Raw genomic sequence first — 20,205 nt, 5'->3', positions numbered from 1 at the left:
CGAGCCCCCGCTCACTCTCCCAGGAGTGCGGACAGGTACCGGGTGGTCTCGTCGGCGGCCACGCCGTCGTCGCCCGCGACGATGGCCTCGACCAGGTGGTCGTGCGCGTCGTGGCCGTGCGCGTCGGTGACGAAGTTGAACCGGATGTTCTCGCCGATGGCGTCCAGCAGGTTCTCGTAGAGGGTCACCAGCAGAGGGTTCGCGGTGGCGCGGACGATCGCGCGGTGCAGGTCGAGGTCGGTGGCGACCATCGCCTCCAGGTCGCCCGCGTGGTACGCGGCGGCGCGTTCGTCGCGACGCTGGAGCAGCGCGGCGGCGTCGGTCGCGCTGCGCCGCCGGGCGGCCAGCCGGGCGGCCTCCACCTCGAGGGCGCGACGCACCTCGACGACGTCGCGCTGGCGGGCGTCGGCGATCTGCCGGCCCATGGTCACCGCGAGCTCGGAGCGGGACAGCACGTAGGTGCCCGATCCCTGCCGACGTTCGAGCAGACCCGCGTGGACCAGGGACTGCACGGCCTCGCGGACGGTGTTGCGTCCGACCCCGAGGAGGTCGACGAGCGCAGGCTCCGGCGGGATCCGCGTCCCCACGGGCCACTGCTCGGTCTCGATCCGTCCCCGGAGCTCCTCGACCGCGGTGTCGATCAGTCCGGTCCGTCGCACCATCCGGTTAGGCTCCGTTCCGAGGCATGCGGTGCAGTCAACACCGGTGGTCGGGCGCACGCCAGACCCCCGGACGGATGATTCCGGTCGCCGCGGCGCCCGGATCAGGAGTCTTCGTCGTGCAGTCCGTCATGCCGCCGCTCGCCCCGTGGCGCGGCCGGCTCGTCGTGCTGGCCGGCATCGTGCTCGTCGGCCTCAACCTGCGCATCGCGGTCGCGGCGGTCTCGCCGATCATCCAGGTGGTCCGGCAGGACTTCGCGCTGACCGACACCCAGGTCGGCCTGCTCGGCACCGTCCCCGTCGCGTCGTTCGCCCTGTTCGGCTCGCTGGCCACCCCGGTGGCCCGGCGCCTCGGCCTCGAGCCGACGATGATCCTCGCGCTGCTGCTCTCGATGACCGGCGAGCTCCTGCGGGCGCTGGCCGGTGGCGCACCGGCGTTCATCGGGTGGTCGGTGATCGCGCTCGGTGGCCTGGGGATGGGCAACGTGCTGCTCCCGCCGTTGGTCAAGCGGTACTTCCCCGACCGCATCGGCACCGTCACCGCGTCGTACTCGGTGGCGATGTCCGTGAGCGCGGCGGTGCCGCCGCTGGTCGCGCTGCCCGTGGCGCAGGCCGCCGGGTGGCGCTGGTCGGTCGGGATGTGGGCGATCCTCGGGTTCGCGGCCGTGGTGCCGTGGGTGGTCGTCATCGTGCAGTCCGTCTCGGCCCGCTCGCACCTGAGAAAGCTCTTGCGACGAGCACCGCGCAGCGACCGACCTGCAGCCCTCGTCCGGGCGGGTGCACAGGAGAGCCGGATCGTGTGGCGCTCGCGGCTGGCCTGGGCGCTGGTCCTCGCGTTCTTCGCCAACACCACCTGCACGTACGTGCTGTTCGCGTGGCTGCCGGAGATCCTGGCCGACGCCGGTCTGGGGGCTGACGTGGGCGGGCGGTGGCTGGCGGTCTTCGCGATCCTCGGGCTGCCGGCGTCGATCGTCTCCCCGGTCCTCACCGCCCGGATGCGCAACCCGTTCCCGCTGGTCGTCGGCTTCGCCGCGTGCTGGGTGGCCGGGCTCCTCGGCCTGATGCTCGTGCCCGCGCAGGGGACCGCGCTGTGGATGGTCCTGGTCGGCATCGGGCCGGGGACGTTCCCGATCATGCTCGCGCTCATCGGCCTGCGGTCCCGGACGCCGGCGATCGCCGTCGCGCTGTCGGGGATGGTGCAGGGTCTGGGGTACGCGCTCGCGGTCGTGGGGCCGGTGGGCATCGGCGTGCTGCACGTCGCGACGGGCTCGTGGCGCGAGCCGTTCCTGGTGCTGCTCGGCCTCGTGGCGCTGCTGCTCGTGGCGGGCTGGTTCGCCTGCCGGCCGACGATGCTGGGTCCCGAGCCCGCTGCATAAGGGCTCCCCCCGGCTCGGTACCCTTCTCCGGTGACTCCCGCCCAGCTCTCCGAGGCCCTCCGGGCCGCCCTCGTGCACGCCGTCGACGACGGAACCTTCGCCCTCGACCCCGCCGCGATCCCCGCGACCGTGCACCTCGAGCGACCCCGGCAGCGCGACCACGGCGACTGGGCCACCAACGTGGCGATGCAGCTGGCGAAGAAGGCCGGCACCAACCCGCGCGCGTTCGCGGAGGAGCTCGCGCGGCGTCTCGCGCAGACCGAGGGTGTGGCGACCGTCGAGGTGGCCGGCCCCGGCTTCCTCAACATCCGGCTCGACGCGGCCGCCGCCGGCGAGCTGGCCCGCTCCGTCGTCGAGCAGGGCAACGAGTACGGGCAGAACGAGACGCTGGCCGGCGTCGCGCTCAACCTCGAGTTCGTGTCCGCCAACCCGACCGGCCCGCTGCACATCGGTGGCGTGCGCTGGGCGGCGGTCGGCGACAGCCTGGCGCGCGTGCTGCAGGCGTCCGGTGCCGCCGTGAGCCGGGAGTACTACTTCAACGACCACGGTGCACAGATCGACCGGTTCTCCCGCTCGCTGCTCGCCCGTGCGCTGGGGGAGCCGGCACCCGAGGACGGCTACGGCGGCGGCTACATCTCGGAGATCGCGGAGCAGGTGGTGGCCGACGCGCTCGCCGCCGGCGAGACCGACCCGCGCACCCTGCCGTTCGACGACGCCAACGAGGCCTTCCGGGCGCGCGGCGTCGACCTGATGTTCGCGGAGATCCGCAAGTCGCTGGAGGACTTCGGCGTCGAGTTCGACGTCTACTTCCACGAGGACTCGCTGCACAAGTCGGGTGCCGTCGACCACGCGGTCGCACGCCTGCGGGAGCTCGGCCACGTCTTCGAGGCCGACGGCGCGACCTGGCTGCGCACCACCACGTTCGGCGACGACCGCGACCGCGTGATCATCCGGTCCAACGGCGAGGCCGCCTACATCGCGGGCGACATCGCGTACTACCTGGACAAGCGGGAGCGCGGCTTCGACCGCGTCGTGATCATGCTCGGCGCCGACCACCACGGGTACATCGGCCGTATGATGGCGATCTGCGCGGCGTTCGGAGACACGCCGGGCGTCAACCTGGAGATCCTCATCGGGCAGCTGGTGAACCTGGTCAAGGACGGCGCCCCGGTCCGGATGAGCAAGCGTGCCGGCACGGTCGTGACCATCGACGACCTCGTGGACGCCGTCGGCGTGGATGCTGCCCGGTACGCGCTGGCTCGCTCGTCGGCGGACTCGATGATCGACCTGGACCTCGACCTGCTGTCCAGCGCGAAGAACGAGAACCCCGTCTTCTACGTGCAGTACGCGCACGCCCGCACGGTGAACGTCGGCCGCAACGCCGCCGAGGCGGGAGTCCGCCGCGAGGACGGCTTCGACGCCTCCCTGCTGGACCACGAGAGCGAGTCGGTGCTGCTCGGACGCATCGCCGAGTTCCCGCGGGTGGTCGCGCAGGCGGCCGAGCTGCGCGAGCCGCACCGCGTCGCGCGGTACCTCGAGGAGCTCGCCGGCAGCTACCACAAGTGGTACGACCAGCGCCGCGTGGCCCCGTTCGGCGACGAGGTCGTCGGCGACGTGCACCGCACCCGCCTGTGGCTGAACGACGCCACCCGCCAGGTCCTGGCCAACGGCCTGGGGCTGCTGGGCGTGTCCGCCCCGGAGCGCATGTGAGCACGTCGATCCCCGGTGAGCCCTGGTCCACCGGGGTCGCCCGGGCGTCCGACGGTGCCGTGACGGTCGCCGGGGTCGGCGTCCGCGCGTTCGCCGACGAGCACGGCACCCCGGCCTACGTCCTCGACGAGAGCGACCTGCGCGCCCGCGCGCGTGGGTACCGCCGTGCGTTCGAGACGGCGTTCGCGGAGATCGGTGCGGGTGTCGACGTCTACTACGCGGGCAAGGCGTTCCTGTCCGTCGCGGTCGCGCGCTGGGTGCACGAGGAGGGTCTGCGCGTCGACACCGCCACGGGCGGTGAGCTCGCGGTCGCGCTGCGGGCCGGCATCCCCGGTGCGGACATCGGCCTGCACGGCAACAACAAGTCGGACGCGGAGATCGCTCGGGCGCTCGACGCGGGGGTCGGCCGGATCATCGTCGACTCGCTGGTGGAGATCGACCGGGTGGCCGACGCCGTCGCCGCCCGTGGGGGAGACCCTGCGCCGGTGATGGTCCGCGTGACCACCGGGGTGCACGCGGGCGGTCACGAGTACATCTCGACGGCCCACGAGGACCAGAAGTTCGGCCTCTCGATCGCGTCGCCCGACGGGGACTCGCCCGCGATGCTCGGGCTGCTCGCCGTGCTGGCGCGGCCCGAGCTGCGGCTGCTGGGCATCCACTCGCACATCGGCTCGCAGATCCTGGACCCGTCCGGGTTCGAGGTCGCCGCCCGCGCGGTGCTGACCCTGCGCGCGCAGCTCGCGGAGCGCACCGGGGTGCTCGTCGACGAGGTCGACCTCGGCGGCGGCTACGGCATCGCATACCTGCCGGGGGAGGTCGCCCTCGACCCCGACCGGATCGCGAAGGACGTCGCCGCGTCGGTCCAGGCGACCGCCGCGGAGCTGGGCACCCCGCTCCCGCGCTTCTCCATCGAGCCCGGCCGCGCGATCGTCGGCCCGGCAGGCCTGACGCTCTACACGGTCGGCACGGTCAAGCCCGTGCGGATCGACGACGGCAGCGTCCGGACCTACGTGTCCATCGACGGCGGGATGAGCGACAACATCCGCCCCGCCCTGTACGGCGCGAGCTATCACGCGGAGGTCGTCGGCCGGCTCTCGGACGCCCCGACGGTGCTGGCGCGCGTCGTCGGCAAGCACTGCGAGAGCGGCGACATCGTCGTGCACGAGGTGCAGCTGCCCGCCGACGTCCGCGCCGGGGACCTGCTCGCCGTCGCGGCGACGGGGGCGTACGGGCGGTCGATGGCGTCCAACTACAACCACGTGCCGCGCCCGCCGGTGGTCGCCGTCGCGGACGGCGCGTCCCGCGTGCTGGTCCGTCGCGAGACCGAGGACGACCTCCTGGCGCTCGACCTCGGCTGACCGGACCACCCGTCGGACCGCACGTCCCGACAGGCGGGACGCACCCCTATCCTGGGGGCGCTCCCGCCCGATCCGACTGGAGGCCGTCCCGTGCCCTCGCCCGTGCCCGCCCACCCGCCCCTGCGCGTCGCCGTCCTCGGCTGCGGCGTCGTCGGCACAGAGGTGGTGCGGCTGCTCACGACGCAGGCGACGGACCTGGCCTCGCGCGTGGGCGCGCCGCTGGAGCTCGTCGGCGTCGCCGTCCGTGACGTCGATGCCGAGCGGGACCCCGTGGTCGACCGCGCGCTGCTCACCGCCGACGCGGAGTCGCTGGTCGAGCGCGCGGACGTGGTCGTCGAGGTCATGGGCGGCATCGAGCCGGCGCGGAGCCTGCTGCTGCGGGCGATCGCGGCCGGCGCGTCCGTCGTGACCGCCAACAAGGCCCTGCTCGCGCAGGACGGTCCCACGCTCTACGCCGCCGCCGACGAGGCCGGCGTGGACGTGTACTTCGAGGCCGCCGTCGCGGGTGCCATCCCGATCGTCCGCCCGGTGCGCGAGTCGCTCGCGGGGGACCGCGTGACCCGCGTGCTCGGCATCGTCAACGGCACCACCAACTACGTGCTGGACAAGATGGCGTCCGAGGGGCTGGACCTGGACCAGGCCGTCAAGGAGGCCCAGGCGCTGGGCTACGCGGAGGCGGACCCGACGGCGGACGTCGAGGGGTACGACGCCGCCGCGAAGGCCGCGATCCTCGCCTCGCTCGCGTTCCACACCCGGGTGTCCATCGAGGACGTCTCCCGCGAGGGGATCACCTCCCTGACCGCCGACGACGTCCTGTGGGCGCAGCGCACGGGCTACGTGCTCAAGCTCCTCGCGATCGCCGAGCGCGGCACCGCGGACGGTGTCGAGGGCGTGCAGGTCCGGGTGCACCCCGCCCTGGTCCCCGTCAGCCACCCGCTCGCGAACGTCCGGGGTGCCTACAACGCGGTGTTCGTCGAGGCGGAGGCCGCGGGCGAGCTCATGTTCTACGGCCGCGGCGCCGGCGGCGAGCCCACCGCGTCCGCCGTGCTCGGCGACGTCGTCTCGGTGGCCCGCCACCGCGTGCTCGGCGGCAAGGGCCCGATCGAGTCCCGCTACGCCGAGCTGCCGGTCCTGCCCGCGGCCGCCGCGCGCACCCGCTACCAGGTGCGGCTCGAGGTCGCGGACCGCCCCGGCGTGCTCGCGCAGGTGTCCTCGGTGCTGGCGTCGCACGACGTCTCGATCGAGGCCGTGCGTCAGACGCCGGTGCTCGACGCGCCCGACGCCGACTTCGCGCGCCTGGTGATCACCACGCACGCGGCCCCCGAGCACGCGTTGCGCAGCACCGTCGAGGCCATCGCCGACCTCGACGTGGTGCGTCGTGTCGTGTCCGTCCTGCGAGTCGAGGGAGCCTGATGGCCCACCAGTGGCGTGGCGTGATCGCCGAGTACGCCGACCGTCTGCCGGCCCACGTCCAGGAGCGCGTCATCACGCTCGGGGAGGGCGGCACGCCGCTCGTCCCGTCGCCGACGCTCTCGCAGCGCACGGGCGCCGAGGTGTTCATCAAGGTCGAGGGCATGAACCCGACCGGCTCGTTCAAGGACCGCGGCATGACGACCGCCATGTCGGCCGCGGCCGGTCGCGGTGCCAAGGCCGTGGTCTGCGCGTCCACCGGCAACACGTCGGCGTCGGCAGCGGCCTACGCCACCCGCGCGGGCATGCTCTGCGCGGTGCTGGTGCCGGACGGCAAGATCGCGATGGGCAAGCTCAGCCAGGCCATCGCGCACGGGGCCACCCTGCTGCAGGTCGACGGCAACTTCGACGACTGCCTGGTCGCCGCCCGCAAGCTTGCCGAGTCGTACCCGGTCGAGCTGGTGAACTCGGTCAACCCCGACCGCATCGAGGGCCAGAAGACCGGTGCGTTCGAGATCGTCGACGCCCTGGGCGACGCCCCCGACATCCACGTGCTCCCCGTTGGCAACGCCGGGAACATCACCGCGTACTGGAAGGGCTACCGCGAGTACGCGGGGCTCGACGCCGGTGCCGCGCACACCGCGGTCGCCACGCGCACCCCGATCATGTGGGGCTTCCAGGCCGCCGGCGCCGCCCCCATCGTCAAGGGCCACCCGATCGACCAGCCCGAGACCATCGCCACGGCGATCCGGATCGGCAACCCCGCCTCGTGGCAGCAGGCCGAGGAGGCCCGCGACGTGTCCGGCGGCCTCATCGAGGCGGTCACCGACGAGCAGATCCTCGCCGCGCACCGCGTCCTGTCGGCCGAGGTCGGGATCTTCGTCGAGCCCGCCTCGGCGTCCGGCGTGGCGGGGCTGCTGAGGCTGAGCGACGAGGGTCGCGTCCCGGCCGGCGCGCGCATCGTCATCACGGTCACCGGGCACGGGCTCAAGGACCCGCAGTGGGCGCTGCGCACCCCCGACGGCAGCGACGTCGTGCCGGTGCGGATCTCGTCCGACGTGGTGTCCATCGCCACCGCTCTCGGCCTGGACTGAGGCCCGCGATGCGCCTGGGTGCGGACCACGTCCGCGTCCGCGTCCCCGCCACCAGCGCCAACCTCGGTCCCGGCTTCGACGCGTTCGGCATCGCGCTCGGGCTCTACGACGAGCTCGAGGTGCGGGCGCTCGCCTCACCGGGCGTCACCGTCGCGGTCACGGGGGAGGGTGCCGGGCAGGTGCCCGACGACGAGCAGCACCTCGTCGTCAGCTCGCTGCGCGCCGCCCTCGACCAGGTCGGTGCGTCGCAGACCGGCCTGCACCTCGTCTGCCACAACCGCATCCCGCACGGCCGCGGGCTCGGGTCCTCGGCCGGGGCGGTCGTCGCGGGGATCGTCGCGGCCCGCGGGCTGATCGCGGAGCCCGAGGCGCTGTCCGACGACGTCGCGATCGACCTGGCCGGCCGGATCGAGGGGCACCCCGACAATGCCGCGCCGGCGGTGCTGGGCGGGGCGACCCTCGCGTGGAGCGACGACGCCCGGTTCCGCGCCATCGACCTCCAGGTCCACGACGACGTCGCCCTGCTCGCGATCGTCCCCCCGAACCACCTGTCCACGAAGGCCGCCCGCGGCGTGCTCCCCGCGACCGTCCCGCACGCGGACGCCGCGTTCCAGGCGGGTCGCGCGGCCCTGCTGGTCGAGGCCCTGGGCCGCCGCCCCGAGCTGCTCCTGACCGCCACGCAGGACCGGCTGCACCAGGAGTACCGGCGGTCGGTGATGCCGGGCTCGTTGGCGCTCGTCGACGTCCTGCGGGCCGCGGGCGTCGCCGCCGTCGTGTCGGGCGCGGGGCCGACGGTGCTGGTGCTCGCACGACGCGACGGCGACGAGAGGACCGACGCCGACGACGCCGTGCGTGCTGCCTTCGGAGGCGCCATGGGGGGCTGGCAGATCCTGCCGCTGCCGGTGGACCGCACGGGCGCGACTGTCCAACGGGTGACATGACCGGGTGAAGTACACCCGCGTCGTTCACCCTGCCAGGTGACCGAGCCGACAGTGGTAGCATCGACGCGTTCCCCGGATCTCGACCTCTGGTGGCCCGCGTCGTACGTGACCGGCCGCCTCAGAATGAGTAGACGAGCCGGGAGCGATCCAGCCCACCGTGCGCAGACGTCGTCGTACGCAGCGCGTGTGTGGCTCCAGCACCGTCTCGGTCACCTCGACCGGACGTCGGCCGATCCCCGAACCATCGGGTCCCGGCCACCGACGAGGGGAAGGGTCCTTCGTGACAGACATCATCGAACCCGCCGTGAGCAGCTCCGGCGGGTCCGCCCGCAGCGCAGGCATCTCGGCACTCCGCCTGCCCGAGCTGCAGGCGATGGCGTCCGACCTGGGCGTCAAGGGCACCTCCAAGATGCGCAAGGGCGACCTCGTCCAGGCCATCTCGGACGCCCGGGGGGGTTCGCGCCCGCAGGCGCTGGAGCCGCGCCGCGACCAGAGTGTCGCCGTGGCCGACGCGCCGCCGGCGCGCCGCGCCCGCGCACCGCGGACGCAGGCCCCGCAGCTCGACCTCGGTGGCGACGTCACCGCCGCGCCGACGCAGGACACGGCCTCCCAGGACGGGTCGCGCGCCCCCCGCGGCGACGCGCTGGCCGGCCTCGAGGCCGCGCTGGACGCCAAGCTTGCCCCCGTCGAGCAGCGTGACGACCGCGCCGCACGGGCGGCCGACGCCGTCGGCGGCGTGACCGGTGAGCGGCGCTCGCGCCGGGCCGGCCGCGGTGCCGGTGCGCCGCAGGGCGACGAGGGCGACCGCACGCAGAGCAATGGTCAGCAGAGCAACGGCCAGCAGGGCGACCGCCAGCAGGGCCAGCAGCGCGACAACCAGCAGGGCAACCGCCAGCAGGGTGGCAACCAGCAGGGCGCCGCGCAGCAGGGCACCACCCAGCAGGGCACCCAGCCGCGCCGCGACGGCGACGAGGACGGTCTCGACGAGCGCGGCGGTCGCCGTCGCCGGTCGCGCGACCGCTACCGGGACCGCGACCGTGACCGCAAGGGCCGCGGTACGCGCGGTCGTCCCGGCGCCGGCGAGCTCGCTGGTCTCGACGACATCGAGGTCACCGACGACGACGTGCTGCTTCCCGTCGCGGGCATCCTCGACCTGATGGACAGCTACGCGTTCGTCCGCACGACGGGCTACCTGCCCAGCGCCAACGACGTGTACGTGTCCCTCAACCAGGTCAAGCGTTACGGCCTGCGCCGCGGTGACGCGGTCACCGGTGCCGTCCGGCAGCCGCGCGAGGGCGAGCAGCCGCCGCAGGGCAACCGCCCCAGCAAGTTCAACGCGCTGGTCCGGCTCGACTCGGTCAACGGCCTGGAGCCCGACGGCGCCCGCGTGCGCCCCGAGTTCAACAAGCTGACGCCGCTCTACCCGCAGGAGCGCCTGCGCCTCGAGAGCGAGCAGAACCGGCTGTCGCCGCGTGTGATCGACATCGTCGCGCCCATCGGCAAGGGCCAGCGCGGCCTCATCGTCGCGCCCCCCAAGGCGGGCAAGACGATCATCATGCAGCAGATCGCGAACGCCATCACGACCAACAACCCCGAGGTCCACCTCATGGTCGTGCTCGTCGACGAGCGCCCCGAAGAGGTCACGGACATGGAGCGGACGGTCAAGGGTGAGGTCATCGCCTCGACCTTCGACCGCCCCGCCTCCGACCACACGATCGTCGCCGAGCTCGCCATCGAGCGCGCCAAGCGGCTGGTCGAGCTGGGCCAGGACGTCGTCGTGCTCCTCGACTCGCTCACGCGACTGTCGCGGGCCTACAACCTGGCCGCCCCGGCGTCCGGGCGCATCCTCTCGGGTGGTGTCGACGCCTCGGCGCTGTACCCGCCCAAGCGGTTCTTCGGTGCGGCGCGCAACATCGAGCACGGTGGCTCGCTGACCATCCTCGCCTCGGCGCTGGTGGAGACCGGCTCCAAGATGGACGAGGTCATCTTCGAGGAGTTCAAGGGCACCGGGAACATGGAGCTCCGGCTCTCCCGCTCGCTCGCGGACAAGCGCATCTTCCCGGCGGTCGACGTCAACGCGTCGGGCACCCGCCGCGAGGAGATCCTCATGCCGCACGACGAGCTGAAGATCATCTACAAGCTCCGCCGGGTCATGGGTGCGCTCGACCAGACGCAGGCCATCGAGCTGCTCATCGGCAAGCTCAAGGACACCAAGTCGAACGTCGAGTTCCTGCTCCAGGTCCAGAAGACCACCCCCGGCAGCGACTGACCGCCGACGCACGGCCGACGGCCCCGTTCCCCGAGAGGGAGCGGGGCCGTCGTCGCGCTAGTGACGCTGCGTCTGCAGAGGCTCGTGCGCGCTCGCGACCGCGGTCACCGGCGGTGCGACGCGGCGGGGCCAGGTCCAGGCCACCCGAAGGATGACGGCGAGCAGGACCACCTCCAGGACGACGGCGAGCCCGTAGTAGTACGTCCAGGACTCGCCCACCGCGTTGAACATCGCGAAGGGGACCTGGACCGATGCCACGACAAGGTTCGTGATCCGGGCCGCGCGGGCCGGCAGCATGGCGGACAGCACCACCATCAGGATCGGGATGGCCATGAGCACGAGGAACGTGGTCATCAACGTCTGGGTGATGTCGAACTCGAAGACGACGCCGACCAGGATGTCGTCGATCTTGCCCGGCACGAAGAAGCCCAGGATGTCCACGTAGGCGTACAGGAACATGACGCTCGTCCACGCCCCGACGAGCTTCGCTCTCACGGGTAGGCGCGAGTCGTCCAGCGCGGTGGTGGTGTCTCGGCGAGTGCTCATCACGTGCTCCGATGTCTGGGTGAGGTGGCTCCTCCACGATCGCGGACCCCCGTGCTGGGCAGACCCGCCCCAGAGCCCGACCTGTACTGGCCTCTTGCTCAGTCGCCCTCTTGTGCTTTCGGCTGATCCGCCGCGCACGGCGCATCCCTAGGCTGACCGGATGGTCACCGACGTGCTGCGCGCGCTGTGGGCCGAACCTCGACCGGCGAACCCTCCCGCCCGGATCCCCCGGGACTGGGCGCTCGTCGCCGTGCTGACCATCTGGTCCGTGGCCGAAGCGGTGCTCCGTGACGGCCTTGCTCCGCTCCCGCTGGTCCTCGTCGCAGCGCTCGTGATCATCGCCCCCCTGCTCTGGCGACGCACTCACCCGCTCGGCGCGGTCGTGCTCTGCTTCGGCGCGTTGACCGTGGTCGACCTCGTCAGGATCGGGGCGGGCTCGGGGGGCGGTCTGCTGATGAGCACCGGCGCAGCGCTCGTCCTGGCCTACACCCTGTTCCGGTGGGGAGCGGGTCGCGAGGCAGTGATCGGGCTCGGCGTCATCCTTGTCTGGCTGGCCGTCACCACCGTGGCAGACCCGACCAGCCTGGCGGATGCGGTGGGCGCCTACGCCTTCTTCCTGTTCTCCGCGGCGCTCGGCGCTGCCATCCGCTTCCACGCGGGAGCCCGCATCCGCGACATCGACGAAGCCAAGACCCGCGAGCGCGAGCAGATCGCTCGCGAGCTCCACGACACGGTCGCCCACCACGTCTCCGGCATCGCCATCCAGGCTCAGGCGGGCCGTGCCGTCGCGGCCTCGGACCCCGAGCGGGCCGTCGAGGCCCTGGTCACCATCGAGGACGCCGCCACCCGGGCGCTCCTCGAGATGCGTGCCATGGTGGGCGTCCTGCGCGCCTCGCAGGATGCGGAGTTCGCGCCGCAGCCCTCAGTGGCCGACCTCGAGCGGCTGACCAGCGGTGCCGAGGCGCGTCCGCACGTCCAGGTGACGCTGTCCGGGGAGCTCGAGGACCTCAGCCCGGCCGTCGGGGCCGCGATCTACCGCCTGGCCCAGGAGTCGATCACGAACGCACGCCGGCACGCCCGCCACGCGACGCGGGTCACCGTGGTCGTCGTCGGTCACGCCGAGGGCGTGCGGCTGACCGTCGACGACGACGGAGCGCCCAGCACGGCCGACGGCGGCATCGCGGGATACGGCCTGGTGGGAATGCAGGAACGCACCACGCTGCTCGGCGGGACGTTCCACGCGGGCCCGACCGCCGACCGCGGCTGGCGGGTCCAGGCGACGTTGCCCCGCACCTGGACCGCACGATGAGCATCCGGGTCCTGATCGCCGACGACCAGCACATCGTCCGCTCCGGTCTGACGATGCTGCTCGACGCCCAACCCGACATCGAGGTGGTCGGCGCCGCCTCAGACGGCCGCGAGGCGGTGCACCTGGCGCGCCAGCTCCGCCCGGACGTCGGCCTGTTCGACGTCCGCATGCCGCTGATGGACGGCATCGAGGCCACCCGTCACCTTGCCGGACCCGACGTCACCGACCCGCTGCCCATCGTGGTGATCACCACCTTCGATCTCGACGAGTACGTCCACGAGGCGCTCAAGGCCGGCGCCCGCGGGTTCTTGCTCAAGGACGCCGGACCCGCGCTGCTGACCCAGGCGATCCGCGCCGCGGCCGACGGAGATGCGCTCATCGCACCCAGCGTGACCGTCCGCCTCCTCGCAGCGTTCGCGCACTCCCAGCCCGGACCCGCACGGCAACCCTTCGAGCCGCTCACGGCCCGTGAGGAGGAGGTTCTCGTCCCGGTGGCGCAGGGCCGCACCAACGACGAGATCGCCGCTGAGCTGTACATCAGCACGAGCACCGTGAAGGCCCACCTGGCGAGCCTCATGAGGAAGCTCGGCGCCCGCAACCGGGTGGAGCTCGCCATGTGGGCTCACGAGACCCGCCGTATCTAGAGCTCGGCGAGGCCGTCGCATCGCCACGGGGAGACTGACCGGTCGACGGCCCTGTTCCCTCGGGGCAGGCCGTCGTCAGGTGCGCGCGCTAGCGTGCGGGTGTCCGCACCGTCGCGCAGCCGGAAGGTCCGAGATGACGAAGTCGTGGAGCATGCCGCCGGGGAAGGCCCAGCGTGTCCGGCCCGGGTTCGACCTGGCGGCCGTCGACGCGTCGTCGACCCCCGGCTGGGAGCACGGGCGGTCGTCGGCGGAGAGCAAGCTGGAGGCGGACGGCAACCGGCTCAGCGAGGTGCAGGAGCGCCTGTACGCGCACGGCCGGACCGGTGGCTCGCGGGCGGTGCTCCTGGTGCTGCAGGGCATGGACACCGCCGGCAAGGGCGGGATCGTCCGGCACGTCCTGGGCATGGTCGACCCGCAGGGCGTGCAGCTGCACTCGTTCGGGGTGCCGACGGAGCGGGAGCGGTCGCAGCACTACCTCCAGCGGATCCGTGAGGCGCTCCCCGCCGGCGGGCGCATCGGGGTGTTCGACCGCTCGCACTACGAGGACGTCCTGGTGGTCCGCGTGAACGAGCTGGTGCCGCGCGAGGTGTGGGAGCCGCGGTACGACGAGATCAACGCCTTCGAGCGCGAGGTCGTCGACTCAGGCACCGTGATCGTCAAGGTGATGCTGCACATCTCCCAGCAGGAGCAGAAGGCGCGACTGCGGGAGCGGCTGGAGCGCCCGGACAAGTACTGGAAGTTCAACCCGAAGGACGTCGACGAGCGCGCCAAGTGGCCCGCCTACCAGGAGGCGTACCAGGCCGTCCTGGACCGGACGAGCACCGAGCACGCGCCGTGGCACGTGGTTCCCGCCGACTCCAAGTGGTACGCCCGGCTGGCCGTCGGCGCCCTGGTGCTCGCGGCAGTCGAGAGCCTCGACCTGGACTGGCCGCCCGCCGACTTCGACGTCGAGGCGGAGACGGCCCGGCTGGACGCGCAGCCGTTCTGACGGTCGTGCACGGGATGATTTCGGGCCCCGTCGCTGTTCTGGCACAATGGTTCGCTGGTCTGCGGTTCACCGGCGCCAGTCGCGCGTCCGGACCCGGAGACACCCACCCAAGGAGAAGTTTTCGTGAAGGCTGACATCCACCCCGAGTACGTCCTGACCGAGGTCACCTGCACCTGTGGCAGCACCTTCGTCACGCGCTCGACCGTGACCTCCGGCAAGATCCACGCCGACGTCTGCAGCGCCTGCCACCCGTTCTACACGGGCAAGCAGAAGATTCTCGACACCGGCGGCCGCGTGGCCCGGTTCGAGGCGCGCTACGGCAAGAAGGCCGGCAACTAGCAACCTCGCAGCGCCGGTGCCCGGCGCGGACCACTGCCCTCCATGGCAGTGTCCGCGCGGGCACCGGCGCTGTGTCGTTGTCTGAGCAGTTCCCGCCACCTGAAGGACACACCCGCATGAGCGAGGCATTCGCCGCCGCCGAGCCGCTGCTCGCCGAGCACGCCCAGATCGAGGCCCAGCTGGCCGACCCGGCGGTGCACGCCGACGCAGCGAACGCCCGCAAGCTCGGTCGTCGCTACGCCGAGCTGGGCCGGGTCGCGCAGGCGTACACGGCGTGGAAGGCCGCGTCCGACGACGCCGAGGCCGCCGCCGAGCTGGCGGAGGTCGACGAGAGCTTCGCCGCCGAGCTGCCGTCGCTGCAGCAGGCTGCCGACGCGGCCGCTGCCCGGCTGCGCGAGGTCCTCATCCCGCGCGACCCCGACGACTCGCGCGACGTGATCCTCGAGGTCAAGGCGGGAGAGGGCGGCGAGGAGTCGGCGCTGTTCGCCGCGGACCTGCTGCGGATGTACACGCGGTACGCGGAGAAGATGGGCTGGGCGACGCAGCTGCTGGGTGCCACCGAGTCGGACCTGGGCGGCTACAAGGACGCTCAGCTGGCGATCAAGGCGCGCGGCACGGTCGCTCCCGAGGACGGCGTCTGGGCGCACCTGAAGTACGAGGGCGGCGTGCACCGCGTGCAGCGGGTCCCCGTGACCGAGTCGCAGGGCCGCATCCACACCTCCGCCGCGGGCGTCCTGGTGTTCCCCGAGGCCGAGGACGAGGCGGAGGTCGCGATCGACGCCAACGACCTGCGCATCGACGTCTACCGGTCCTCCGGCCCCGGCGGGCAGTCGGTGAACACCACCGACTCCGCCGTGCGCATCACGCACCTGCCCACGGGCATCGTCGTGTCCATGCAGAACGAGAAGTCGCAGCTGCAGAACCGGGAGGCCGGCATGCGCGTGCTGCGCGCGCGGATCCTGGCCGCCCGCCAGGAGGAGGCCGCCGCGGCCGCGAGCGAGGCTCGCCGGTCCCAGGTCCGCACGGTCGACCGCTCCGAGCGCATCCGGACGTACAACTTCCCGGAGAACCGCATCGCCGACCACCGCACCGGCTACAAGGCGTACAACCTCGACGCGGTCCTCGGCGGTGAGCTGGCGCCCGTCGTGCAGTCCGCGATCGACGCCGACGAGGCTGCGCGGCTGGCGTCGGCGGGGCAGTCATGACAGCCCCTGACCTGCGCGCGCTCGTCGAGGGCGCCTCGCGGATCCTTGCCGACGCGGGCGTGCAGTCCCCGCGGCACGACGCCACCGCGCTCGCCGCGCACGTGCTCGGGCAGGAGCGGCTCGAGCTCGTGCTCGCGCCGCCCGTGCCGGACGGGTTCGCGGAGGAGTTCGCCGGCCTGGTCGAGCGCCGTCGGAACCGCGAGCCGCTCCAGCACCTGGTCGGGTCGACCGGGTTCCGGTACCTGACGCTCCTGGTCGAGCCCGGCGTGTTCGTGCCGCGCCCCGAGACCGAGGTCGTCGCGCAGGTGGCCATCGAGGAGGCCGCGCGGCTGACGGACCCCCTCGTCGTCGACCTCTGCTGCGGAGCCGGCGGCATCGCCCTGTCGGTCGCCACGGAGGTCCCCGGAGCACGGGTGGTCGCGGTGGACCTGTCCGTGGAGGCCGTCGACCTGACCCGTCGGAACGCGGTCGCGGTGCAGGCGGACGTGCGCGTCGAGCACGGCGACGTCGCCGACCCGGCGCTGCTGCGGGAGCTCGACGGGACGGTCGACGTGCTCGTCGCCAACCCGCCGTACATCCCGCCCGACGCGGAGCCGGTGGACCCCGAGGTGCGCGACCACGACCCCGACCTGGCCCTCTACGGCGGCGGGCTCGACGGTCTGGACGTCCCGCGGGCGGTCCTGCGCGCGGCCGCCCGGCTGCTCGTGCCCGGCGGGCTGCTGGTGATGGAGCACGCCGAGGTGCAGGACGCCGCCGCGCGCGAGGCGGCGCGTGCCACGGGCGCGTTCGTCGACGTCGAGTCCCGGCCGGACCTGACCGGTCGGCCCCGGATGCTCGTCGCGCGACGAGCCCCCCAGCCGCACGTGACAGACTCGGCGCCGTGAACGAGCGGATCACCCCCGCGAGCGACCCCACCACCTGGGGCCCGGCGCTCGACGAGGCGGTCAACGTCCTGTCCCGCGGGGGACTCGTGGTGCTCCCCACCGACACCGTCTACGGGATCGCCGCCGACGCGTTCACGCCACCCGCCGTCCAGGCGCTCCTCGACGCCAAGGGCCGCGGCCGCCAGATGCCGCCCCCGGTGCTGATCGGCGACGTGCGCACGCTCGACGGCCTGGCCACGGACGTGCCCGCGGGTGCGCGCGCCCTCGCCGAGGCGTTCTGGCCGGGCGGGCTCACGCTCATCGTCCGTGCCCAGCCGTCGCTGGCGTGGGACCTGGGGGAGACGCGGGGCACAGTCGCGCTGCGGGTCCCGGACCACGAGACCGCGTTGGCCCTGCTGCGCCGGACCGGACCGCTCGCGGTCTCCAGCGCGAACCGGACGGGCTCGCCCGCCGCCGTGACCGCCCAGGACGCCTACGACCAGCTCGGCGACTCCGTCGCGGTCTACCTCGACGGCGGCGACGCCCCCGGCCAGATCGCCTCGAGCATCGTCGACGCCACGGGCCCGACCCTGCGCCTCGTGCGCGTCGGGGCGCTCAGCCTCGAGCAGCTCAACGAGGTCACCCCGGTGGAGGGACCCACCGCGTGAGGGTCTACCTGCTCGCCCTGCTCATCTCCGCCACGGTGGCGTACCTGATGACGCCGCTGGCACGGTGGTGCGCGCTGCGCTGGGGCGCCATCACGGCCGTCCGAGACCGCGACGTGCACGCGATCCCGACGCCACGGCTCGGCGGCATGGCGATGTTCGCGGGCATGCTCGTCGCCGTCCTCATGTCGAGCCAGCTCCCGTTCCTCGCCGGTGTCTACGCCAACCCGCGACCGCTCGTCGGCATCATGGGCGGTGCAGCGATCGTGTGCGCGCTCGGGGTCGCCGACGACATCTGGGACCTCGACTGGCTGACCAAGCTGATGGGCCAGGTGCTGGCCGGCGGTTTCCTCGCGTGGCAGGGCGTCCAGCTCTACCAGCTACCCACCGGCAGCTACCAGGTGCTCAGCTCCACCCGGATGGCGACCTTCCTCACCGTGCTCACGGTGGTCATCGCCATGAACGCGGTGAACTTCGTCGACGGGCTCGACGGGCTCGCGGCGGGCGTGCTGGCGATCGGCGGCACCGCGTTCTTCCTCTACGCCTACCTGCTGACCGAGGGTGCCAACCCGGGTGCGTACGCCAACGCCAACCTCGCGGCGCTGGTGCTCGCCGTGCTGGTGGGGGCGTGCGTCGGGTTCCTGCCGCACAACGTGTACCCCGCCCGCATCTTCATGGGCGACTCGGGCGCCATGCTGCTCGGCTTCGTGTTCAGCGCCGCGGCCATCTACGTGACGGGCCAGATCGACCCCGACGAGGTGCTCCAGCGCCAGCGGTTCCCCGCGTTCCTGCCGATGCTCCTGCCGTTCGCGGTGCTCCTGCTCCCGCTGCTCGACATGGGGCTCGCGATCATCCGCCGCGTCGGCGCCGGCAAGTCCCCGTTCCACCCGGACCGCATGCACCTGCACCACCGCATGCTGCAGCTGGGCCACTCGCACCGCCGTGCGGTCGCGATCATGTACGTCTGGACCGCGGTGTTCGCCTTCGGCGTCGCCGCCCTGGTCCGGTGGGAGACCACCGTCGTCCTCGTCACGTTCGGCGTCGCCGTGCTCGTCGCCACCGTGCTGACCCTCGGACCGCTGCGCGGCAGGTCCGCCACCCCACCCCTGGAGGCCGTCCGATGACCACCCCCGCACCCGCCCCGGCCCCCACCCCGCCGTCGGCGAACGAGGCCGTCTTCCGCAAGTCGCTGCGGGACATGCTCGTCCTGCTCGGCGTGCTCACCGTGCTGGGTGTCGGCGTCGGCTACCTGGTCGACGGCATGGCCGGCGTCTGGGGTGCGCTGCTCGGCGTGGGCATCGCGCTGATCTTCTCGGGGACCACCGTGATCTCGGTCCTGCGCACGGCGCACTCGGCGCCGACGACGATGATGGCGGTCATCATGGGCGCCTGGCTGGGCAAGCTCGTCGTCGTCATCGTGGTGCTCGTGATCCTCAAGCAGTTCGACTTCTACAACCCGCAGGTGCTGTTCCTCGTGTCGATCGCGGGGGTCATCGGGTCGGCCGTCCTGGACGCCCGTGCGGTGCAGCGCGGACGGGTCGGATATTTCGAGGCGTAGCCCCCTGTCCGGGCCCCTCGGGGGCCTCTGCGCAGGTCCTGACCAAGCCCGTCCATAGGTTAGGCTTTCGCCATCCAAGACGGCCCGGCGCCGTGCTCGTGCCCGCACTGATGCGGCACTCGGCGCACACGACCACAGGAGACCGCCCTGTTCAGCCTTGCGACGATCCTGCCGCTCGCCGCGGAAGAAGACGGCGGCGGCGGCTTCCATCCCCCCTCGCTCGCCGACTTCTTCCCGCCGGCCATCTGGTTCGAGGGCACGCCGTTCGAGATCAACCGGATCATCCTGGTCCGGTTCATCGCGGTGATCGCGCTCATGCTGATCTTCATCATCGGGGCCCGCCGCGCCAAGCTCGTTCCCGGCCGGTTCCAGAGCGTGCTCGAGATGGGGCTGGACTTCTGCCGCAACTCGATCGCCTACGAGATCCTCGGCGAGAAGGACGGCAAGAAGTACGTCCCGATCATCACGACGATCTTCTTCGCCGTCTTCTTCTTCAACATCACGGGTGTGATCCCGTTCCTGAACATCGCGGGAACGTCCGTGATCGGCCTGCCGATCATCTTCGCCCTGTGGGTGTACTTCCTGTACCTGTGGCAGGGCGTCAAGAAGTTCGGCGTCGGCGGCTACCTCAAGCACAGCCTGTTCCCGCCCGGGGTGCCGTGGCCGATCTACATCCTGCTGACGCCGGTCGAGTTCCTGCAGGTCTTCCTGCTGCGGCCCGCCACGCTCGTCATCCGGCTCCTGGCCAACATGATGGCCGGCCACCTGCTGCTCGCTCTGTGCTTCGCGGCGACCTCGTTCCTGTTCTTCGAGGCGTCCGGTGCGGTCAAGGCGTTCGGCGCCGTGACGTTCGTCGCCGGCTTCGCCTTCTTCCTGCTCGAGGTCTTCGTGGCCGCCCTGCAGGCGTACGTGTTCTCCATCCTGACCGCCGTCTACCTGCAGATGTCGATCTCCGAAGAGCACTGATCGACAGCCCCACCGCGACGGGCTGATCCCCGGACCGTCGCCCCTGACCGGACGCGCCGCGCGGCGCGCAGATGAAAGGAACCACCCCGTGGAAATCACCGGACTCGCTCTCGTCGGATACGGTCTCGCGGCCATCGGCCCCGGCATCGGTCTCGGCATCCTGTTCGGCAAGACGATCGAGGGCATGGCGCGCCAGCCCGAGATGGCCGGCCAGCTGCGCTCGACCATGTTCGTCGGCCTGGCCTTCATCGAGATCCTCGCCCTCCTGGCCATCGCCACCCCGTTCTTCCTGTGATCACCGCGCC

Annotated in this window: 20 protein-coding genes; 18 read left to right on the top strand and 2 right to left on the bottom strand. The window is 72.4% G+C overall.

Translation table 11 applies throughout. The features are described from left to right. Nucleotides 1–11: 11 nt before the first annotated feature. Nucleotides 12–662, bottom strand: coding sequence for a FadR/GntR family transcriptional regulator (locus tag J2X26_RS00250; RefSeq protein ID WP_307488786.1), 651 nt, complete (start codon nucleotides 660–662; stop codon nucleotides 12–14). 116 nt (nucleotides 663–778) lie between these two features. On the opposite strand from J2X26_RS00250, the gene J2X26_RS00245 reads away from it, so the two are divergent. From J2X26_RS00245 to rho, 7 genes are all read left to right on the top strand, one after another. After that, nucleotides 779–2,035, top strand: a complete 1,257-nt coding sequence (locus J2X26_RS00245) for an MFS transporter (protein ID WP_307488784.1) — start codon at nucleotides 779–781, stop codon at nucleotides 2,033–2,035. 30 nt (nucleotides 2,036–2,065) lie between these two features. Continuing rightward, nucleotides 2,066–3,745: an arginine--tRNA ligase gene (gene argS, locus J2X26_RS00240; RefSeq protein ID WP_307488782.1), complete on the top strand. Its 1,680-nt coding sequence runs from the start codon at nucleotides 2,066–2,068 to the stop codon at nucleotides 3,743–3,745. Further along, nucleotides 3,742–5,103 (top strand): diaminopimelate decarboxylase, encoded by a 1,362-nt coding sequence (gene lysA / locus J2X26_RS00235; protein ID WP_307488780.1) that lies wholly within the window; start codon nucleotides 3,742–3,744, stop codon nucleotides 5,101–5,103. Before argS ends, lysA begins: the two co-directional genes overlap by 4 nt. 90 nt (nucleotides 5,104–5,193) lie before the next feature. After that, nucleotides 5,194–6,516: a homoserine dehydrogenase gene (locus J2X26_RS00230; protein ID WP_307488779.1), complete on the top strand. Its 1,323-nt coding sequence runs from the start codon at nucleotides 5,194–5,196 to the stop codon at nucleotides 6,514–6,516. Continuing rightward, nucleotides 6,516–7,607: a threonine synthase gene (thrC, locus tag J2X26_RS00225; RefSeq protein WP_307488776.1), complete on the top strand. Its 1,092-nt coding sequence runs from the start codon at nucleotides 6,516–6,518 to the stop codon at nucleotides 7,605–7,607. The genes J2X26_RS00230 and thrC overlap by 1 nt, the downstream gene beginning before the upstream one ends. 8 nt (nucleotides 7,608–7,615) lie before the next feature. Beyond that, the gene (gene thrB / locus J2X26_RS00220) at nucleotides 7,616–8,548 is read left to right on the top strand and encodes a homoserine kinase (protein ID WP_307488774.1); all 933 of its coding nucleotides are present in this window, start codon (nucleotides 7,616–7,618) and stop codon (nucleotides 8,546–8,548) included. A 280-nt stretch (nucleotides 8,549–8,828) separates the two neighbouring features. Then, nucleotides 8,829–10,817: a transcription termination factor Rho gene (gene rho / locus J2X26_RS00215; protein WP_307488772.1), complete on the top strand. Its 1,989-nt coding sequence runs from the start codon at nucleotides 8,829–8,831 to the stop codon at nucleotides 10,815–10,817. A 57-nt stretch (nucleotides 10,818–10,874) separates the two neighbouring features. Here rho and J2X26_RS00210 read toward each other — a convergent pair whose 3' ends face one another. Then, on the bottom strand, nucleotides 10,875–11,363 hold the full coding sequence (locus J2X26_RS00210; protein WP_307488769.1) for a DUF6326 family protein: 489 nt from the start codon (nucleotides 11,361–11,363) through the stop codon (nucleotides 10,875–10,877). A gap of 160 nt (nucleotides 11,364–11,523) precedes the next feature. On the opposite strand from J2X26_RS00210, the gene J2X26_RS00205 reads away from it, so the two are divergent. The 11 genes from J2X26_RS00205 to atpE all read left to right on the top strand — a co-directional run bounded on the left by J2X26_RS00205 (nucleotide 11,524) and on the right by atpE (nucleotide 20,195). Continuing rightward, nucleotides 11,524–12,672: a sensor histidine kinase gene (locus J2X26_RS00205; protein ID WP_307488767.1), complete on the top strand. Its 1,149-nt coding sequence runs from the start codon at nucleotides 11,524–11,526 to the stop codon at nucleotides 12,670–12,672. After that, complete coding sequence (locus tag J2X26_RS00200; protein ID WP_307488766.1) at nucleotides 12,669–13,316, top strand: response regulator; 648 nt, start codon at nucleotides 12,669–12,671, stop codon at nucleotides 13,314–13,316. The genes J2X26_RS00205 and J2X26_RS00200 overlap by 4 nt, the downstream gene beginning before the upstream one ends. Nucleotides 13,317–13,449: 133 nt before the next feature. Further along, nucleotides 13,450–14,304 (top strand): polyphosphate kinase 2 family protein, encoded by an 855-nt coding sequence (locus tag J2X26_RS00195; protein WP_307488764.1) that lies wholly within the window; start codon nucleotides 13,450–13,452, stop codon nucleotides 14,302–14,304. 123 nt (nucleotides 14,305–14,427) lie between these two features. Continuing rightward, complete coding sequence (rpmE, locus tag J2X26_RS00190; protein WP_055918063.1) at nucleotides 14,428–14,643, top strand: 50S ribosomal protein L31; 216 nt, start codon at nucleotides 14,428–14,430, stop codon at nucleotides 14,641–14,643. A gap of 116 nt (nucleotides 14,644–14,759) precedes the next feature. Beyond that, nucleotides 14,760–15,848, top strand: a complete 1,089-nt coding sequence (gene prfA / locus J2X26_RS00185) for a peptide chain release factor 1 (RefSeq protein ID WP_307488761.1) — start codon at nucleotides 14,760–14,762, stop codon at nucleotides 15,846–15,848. Continuing rightward, nucleotides 15,845–16,732: a peptide chain release factor N(5)-glutamine methyltransferase gene (gene prmC, locus J2X26_RS00180; RefSeq protein ID WP_307488760.1), complete on the top strand. Its 888-nt coding sequence runs from the start codon at nucleotides 15,845–15,847 to the stop codon at nucleotides 16,730–16,732. The genes prfA and prmC overlap by 4 nt, the downstream gene beginning before the upstream one ends. Then, nucleotides 16,729–17,379 (top strand): L-threonylcarbamoyladenylate synthase, encoded by a 651-nt coding sequence (locus J2X26_RS00175; protein WP_307488758.1) that lies wholly within the window; start codon nucleotides 16,729–16,731, stop codon nucleotides 17,377–17,379. Before prmC ends, J2X26_RS00175 begins: the two co-directional genes overlap by 4 nt. Then, entirely contained in the window at nucleotides 17,376–18,500 is a 1,125-nt protein-coding gene (locus tag J2X26_RS00170) for a glycosyltransferase family 4 protein (RefSeq protein ID WP_307488756.1), read from the top strand. Before J2X26_RS00175 ends, J2X26_RS00170 begins: the two co-directional genes overlap by 4 nt. Then, nucleotides 18,497–18,934: a hypothetical protein gene (locus J2X26_RS00165; RefSeq protein ID WP_307488755.1), complete on the top strand. Its 438-nt coding sequence runs from the start codon at nucleotides 18,497–18,499 to the stop codon at nucleotides 18,932–18,934. The genes J2X26_RS00170 and J2X26_RS00165 overlap by 4 nt, the downstream gene beginning before the upstream one ends. Nucleotides 18,935–19,081: 147 nt before the next feature. After that, nucleotides 19,082–19,900 (top strand): F0F1 ATP synthase subunit A, encoded by an 819-nt coding sequence (atpB, locus tag J2X26_RS00160; protein ID WP_307490667.1) that lies wholly within the window; start codon nucleotides 19,082–19,084, stop codon nucleotides 19,898–19,900. 88 nt (nucleotides 19,901–19,988) lie between these two features. Beyond that, entirely contained in the window at nucleotides 19,989–20,195 is a 207-nt protein-coding gene (gene atpE / locus J2X26_RS00155; RefSeq protein ID WP_055918092.1) for an ATP synthase F0 subunit C, read from the top strand. The last annotated feature ends 10 nt before the right edge of the window (nucleotides 20,196–20,205 follow it).

This window comes from Cellulomonas humilata (assembly GCF_030814415.1).
GTDB classification, from domain to species: Bacteria; Actinomycetota; Actinomycetes; order Actinomycetales; family Cellulomonadaceae; genus Cellulomonas; species Cellulomonas humilata_A.
This window is presented reverse-complemented; position numbering and strand designations above follow the sequence as displayed.

What these genes read in the sequence shown, in the direction of transcription:
- J2X26_RS00165 (WP_307488755.1), top strand. Translation starts at nt 18,497, where the DNA reads ATGACCACCCCCGCACCCGCCCCGGCCCCCACCCCGCCGTCGGCGAAC.
- prfA (WP_307488761.1), top strand. Translation starts at nt 14,760, where the DNA reads ATGAGCGAGGCATTCGCCGCCGCCGAGCCGCTGCTCGCCGAGCACGCC.
- J2X26_RS00210 (WP_307488769.1), bottom strand. Translation starts at nt 11,363, where the DNA reads ATGAGCACTCGCCGAGACACCACCACCGCGCTGGACGACTCGCGCCTA.
- thrB (WP_307488774.1), top strand. Translation starts at nt 7,616, where the DNA reads ATGCGCCTGGGTGCGGACCACGTCCGCGTCCGCGTCCCCGCCACCAGC.
- J2X26_RS00200 (WP_307488766.1), top strand. Translation starts at nt 12,669, where the DNA reads ATGAGCATCCGGGTCCTGATCGCCGACGACCAGCACATCGTCCGCTCC.
- J2X26_RS00205 (WP_307488767.1), top strand. Translation starts at nt 11,524, where the DNA reads ATGGTCACCGACGTGCTGCGCGCGCTGTGGGCCGAACCTCGACCGGCG.
- J2X26_RS00250 (WP_307488786.1), bottom strand. Translation starts at nt 662, where the DNA reads ATGGTGCGACGGACCGGACTGATCGACACCGCGGTCGAGGAGCTCCGG.
- prmC (WP_307488760.1), top strand. Translation starts at nt 15,845, where the DNA reads ATGACAGCCCCTGACCTGCGCGCGCTCGTCGAGGGCGCCTCGCGGATC.
- J2X26_RS00195 (WP_307488764.1), top strand. Translation starts at nt 13,450, where the DNA reads ATGACGAAGTCGTGGAGCATGCCGCCGGGGAAGGCCCAGCGTGTCCGG.
- thrC (WP_307488776.1), top strand. Translation starts at nt 6,516, where the DNA reads ATGGCCCACCAGTGGCGTGGCGTGATCGCCGAGTACGCCGACCGTCTG.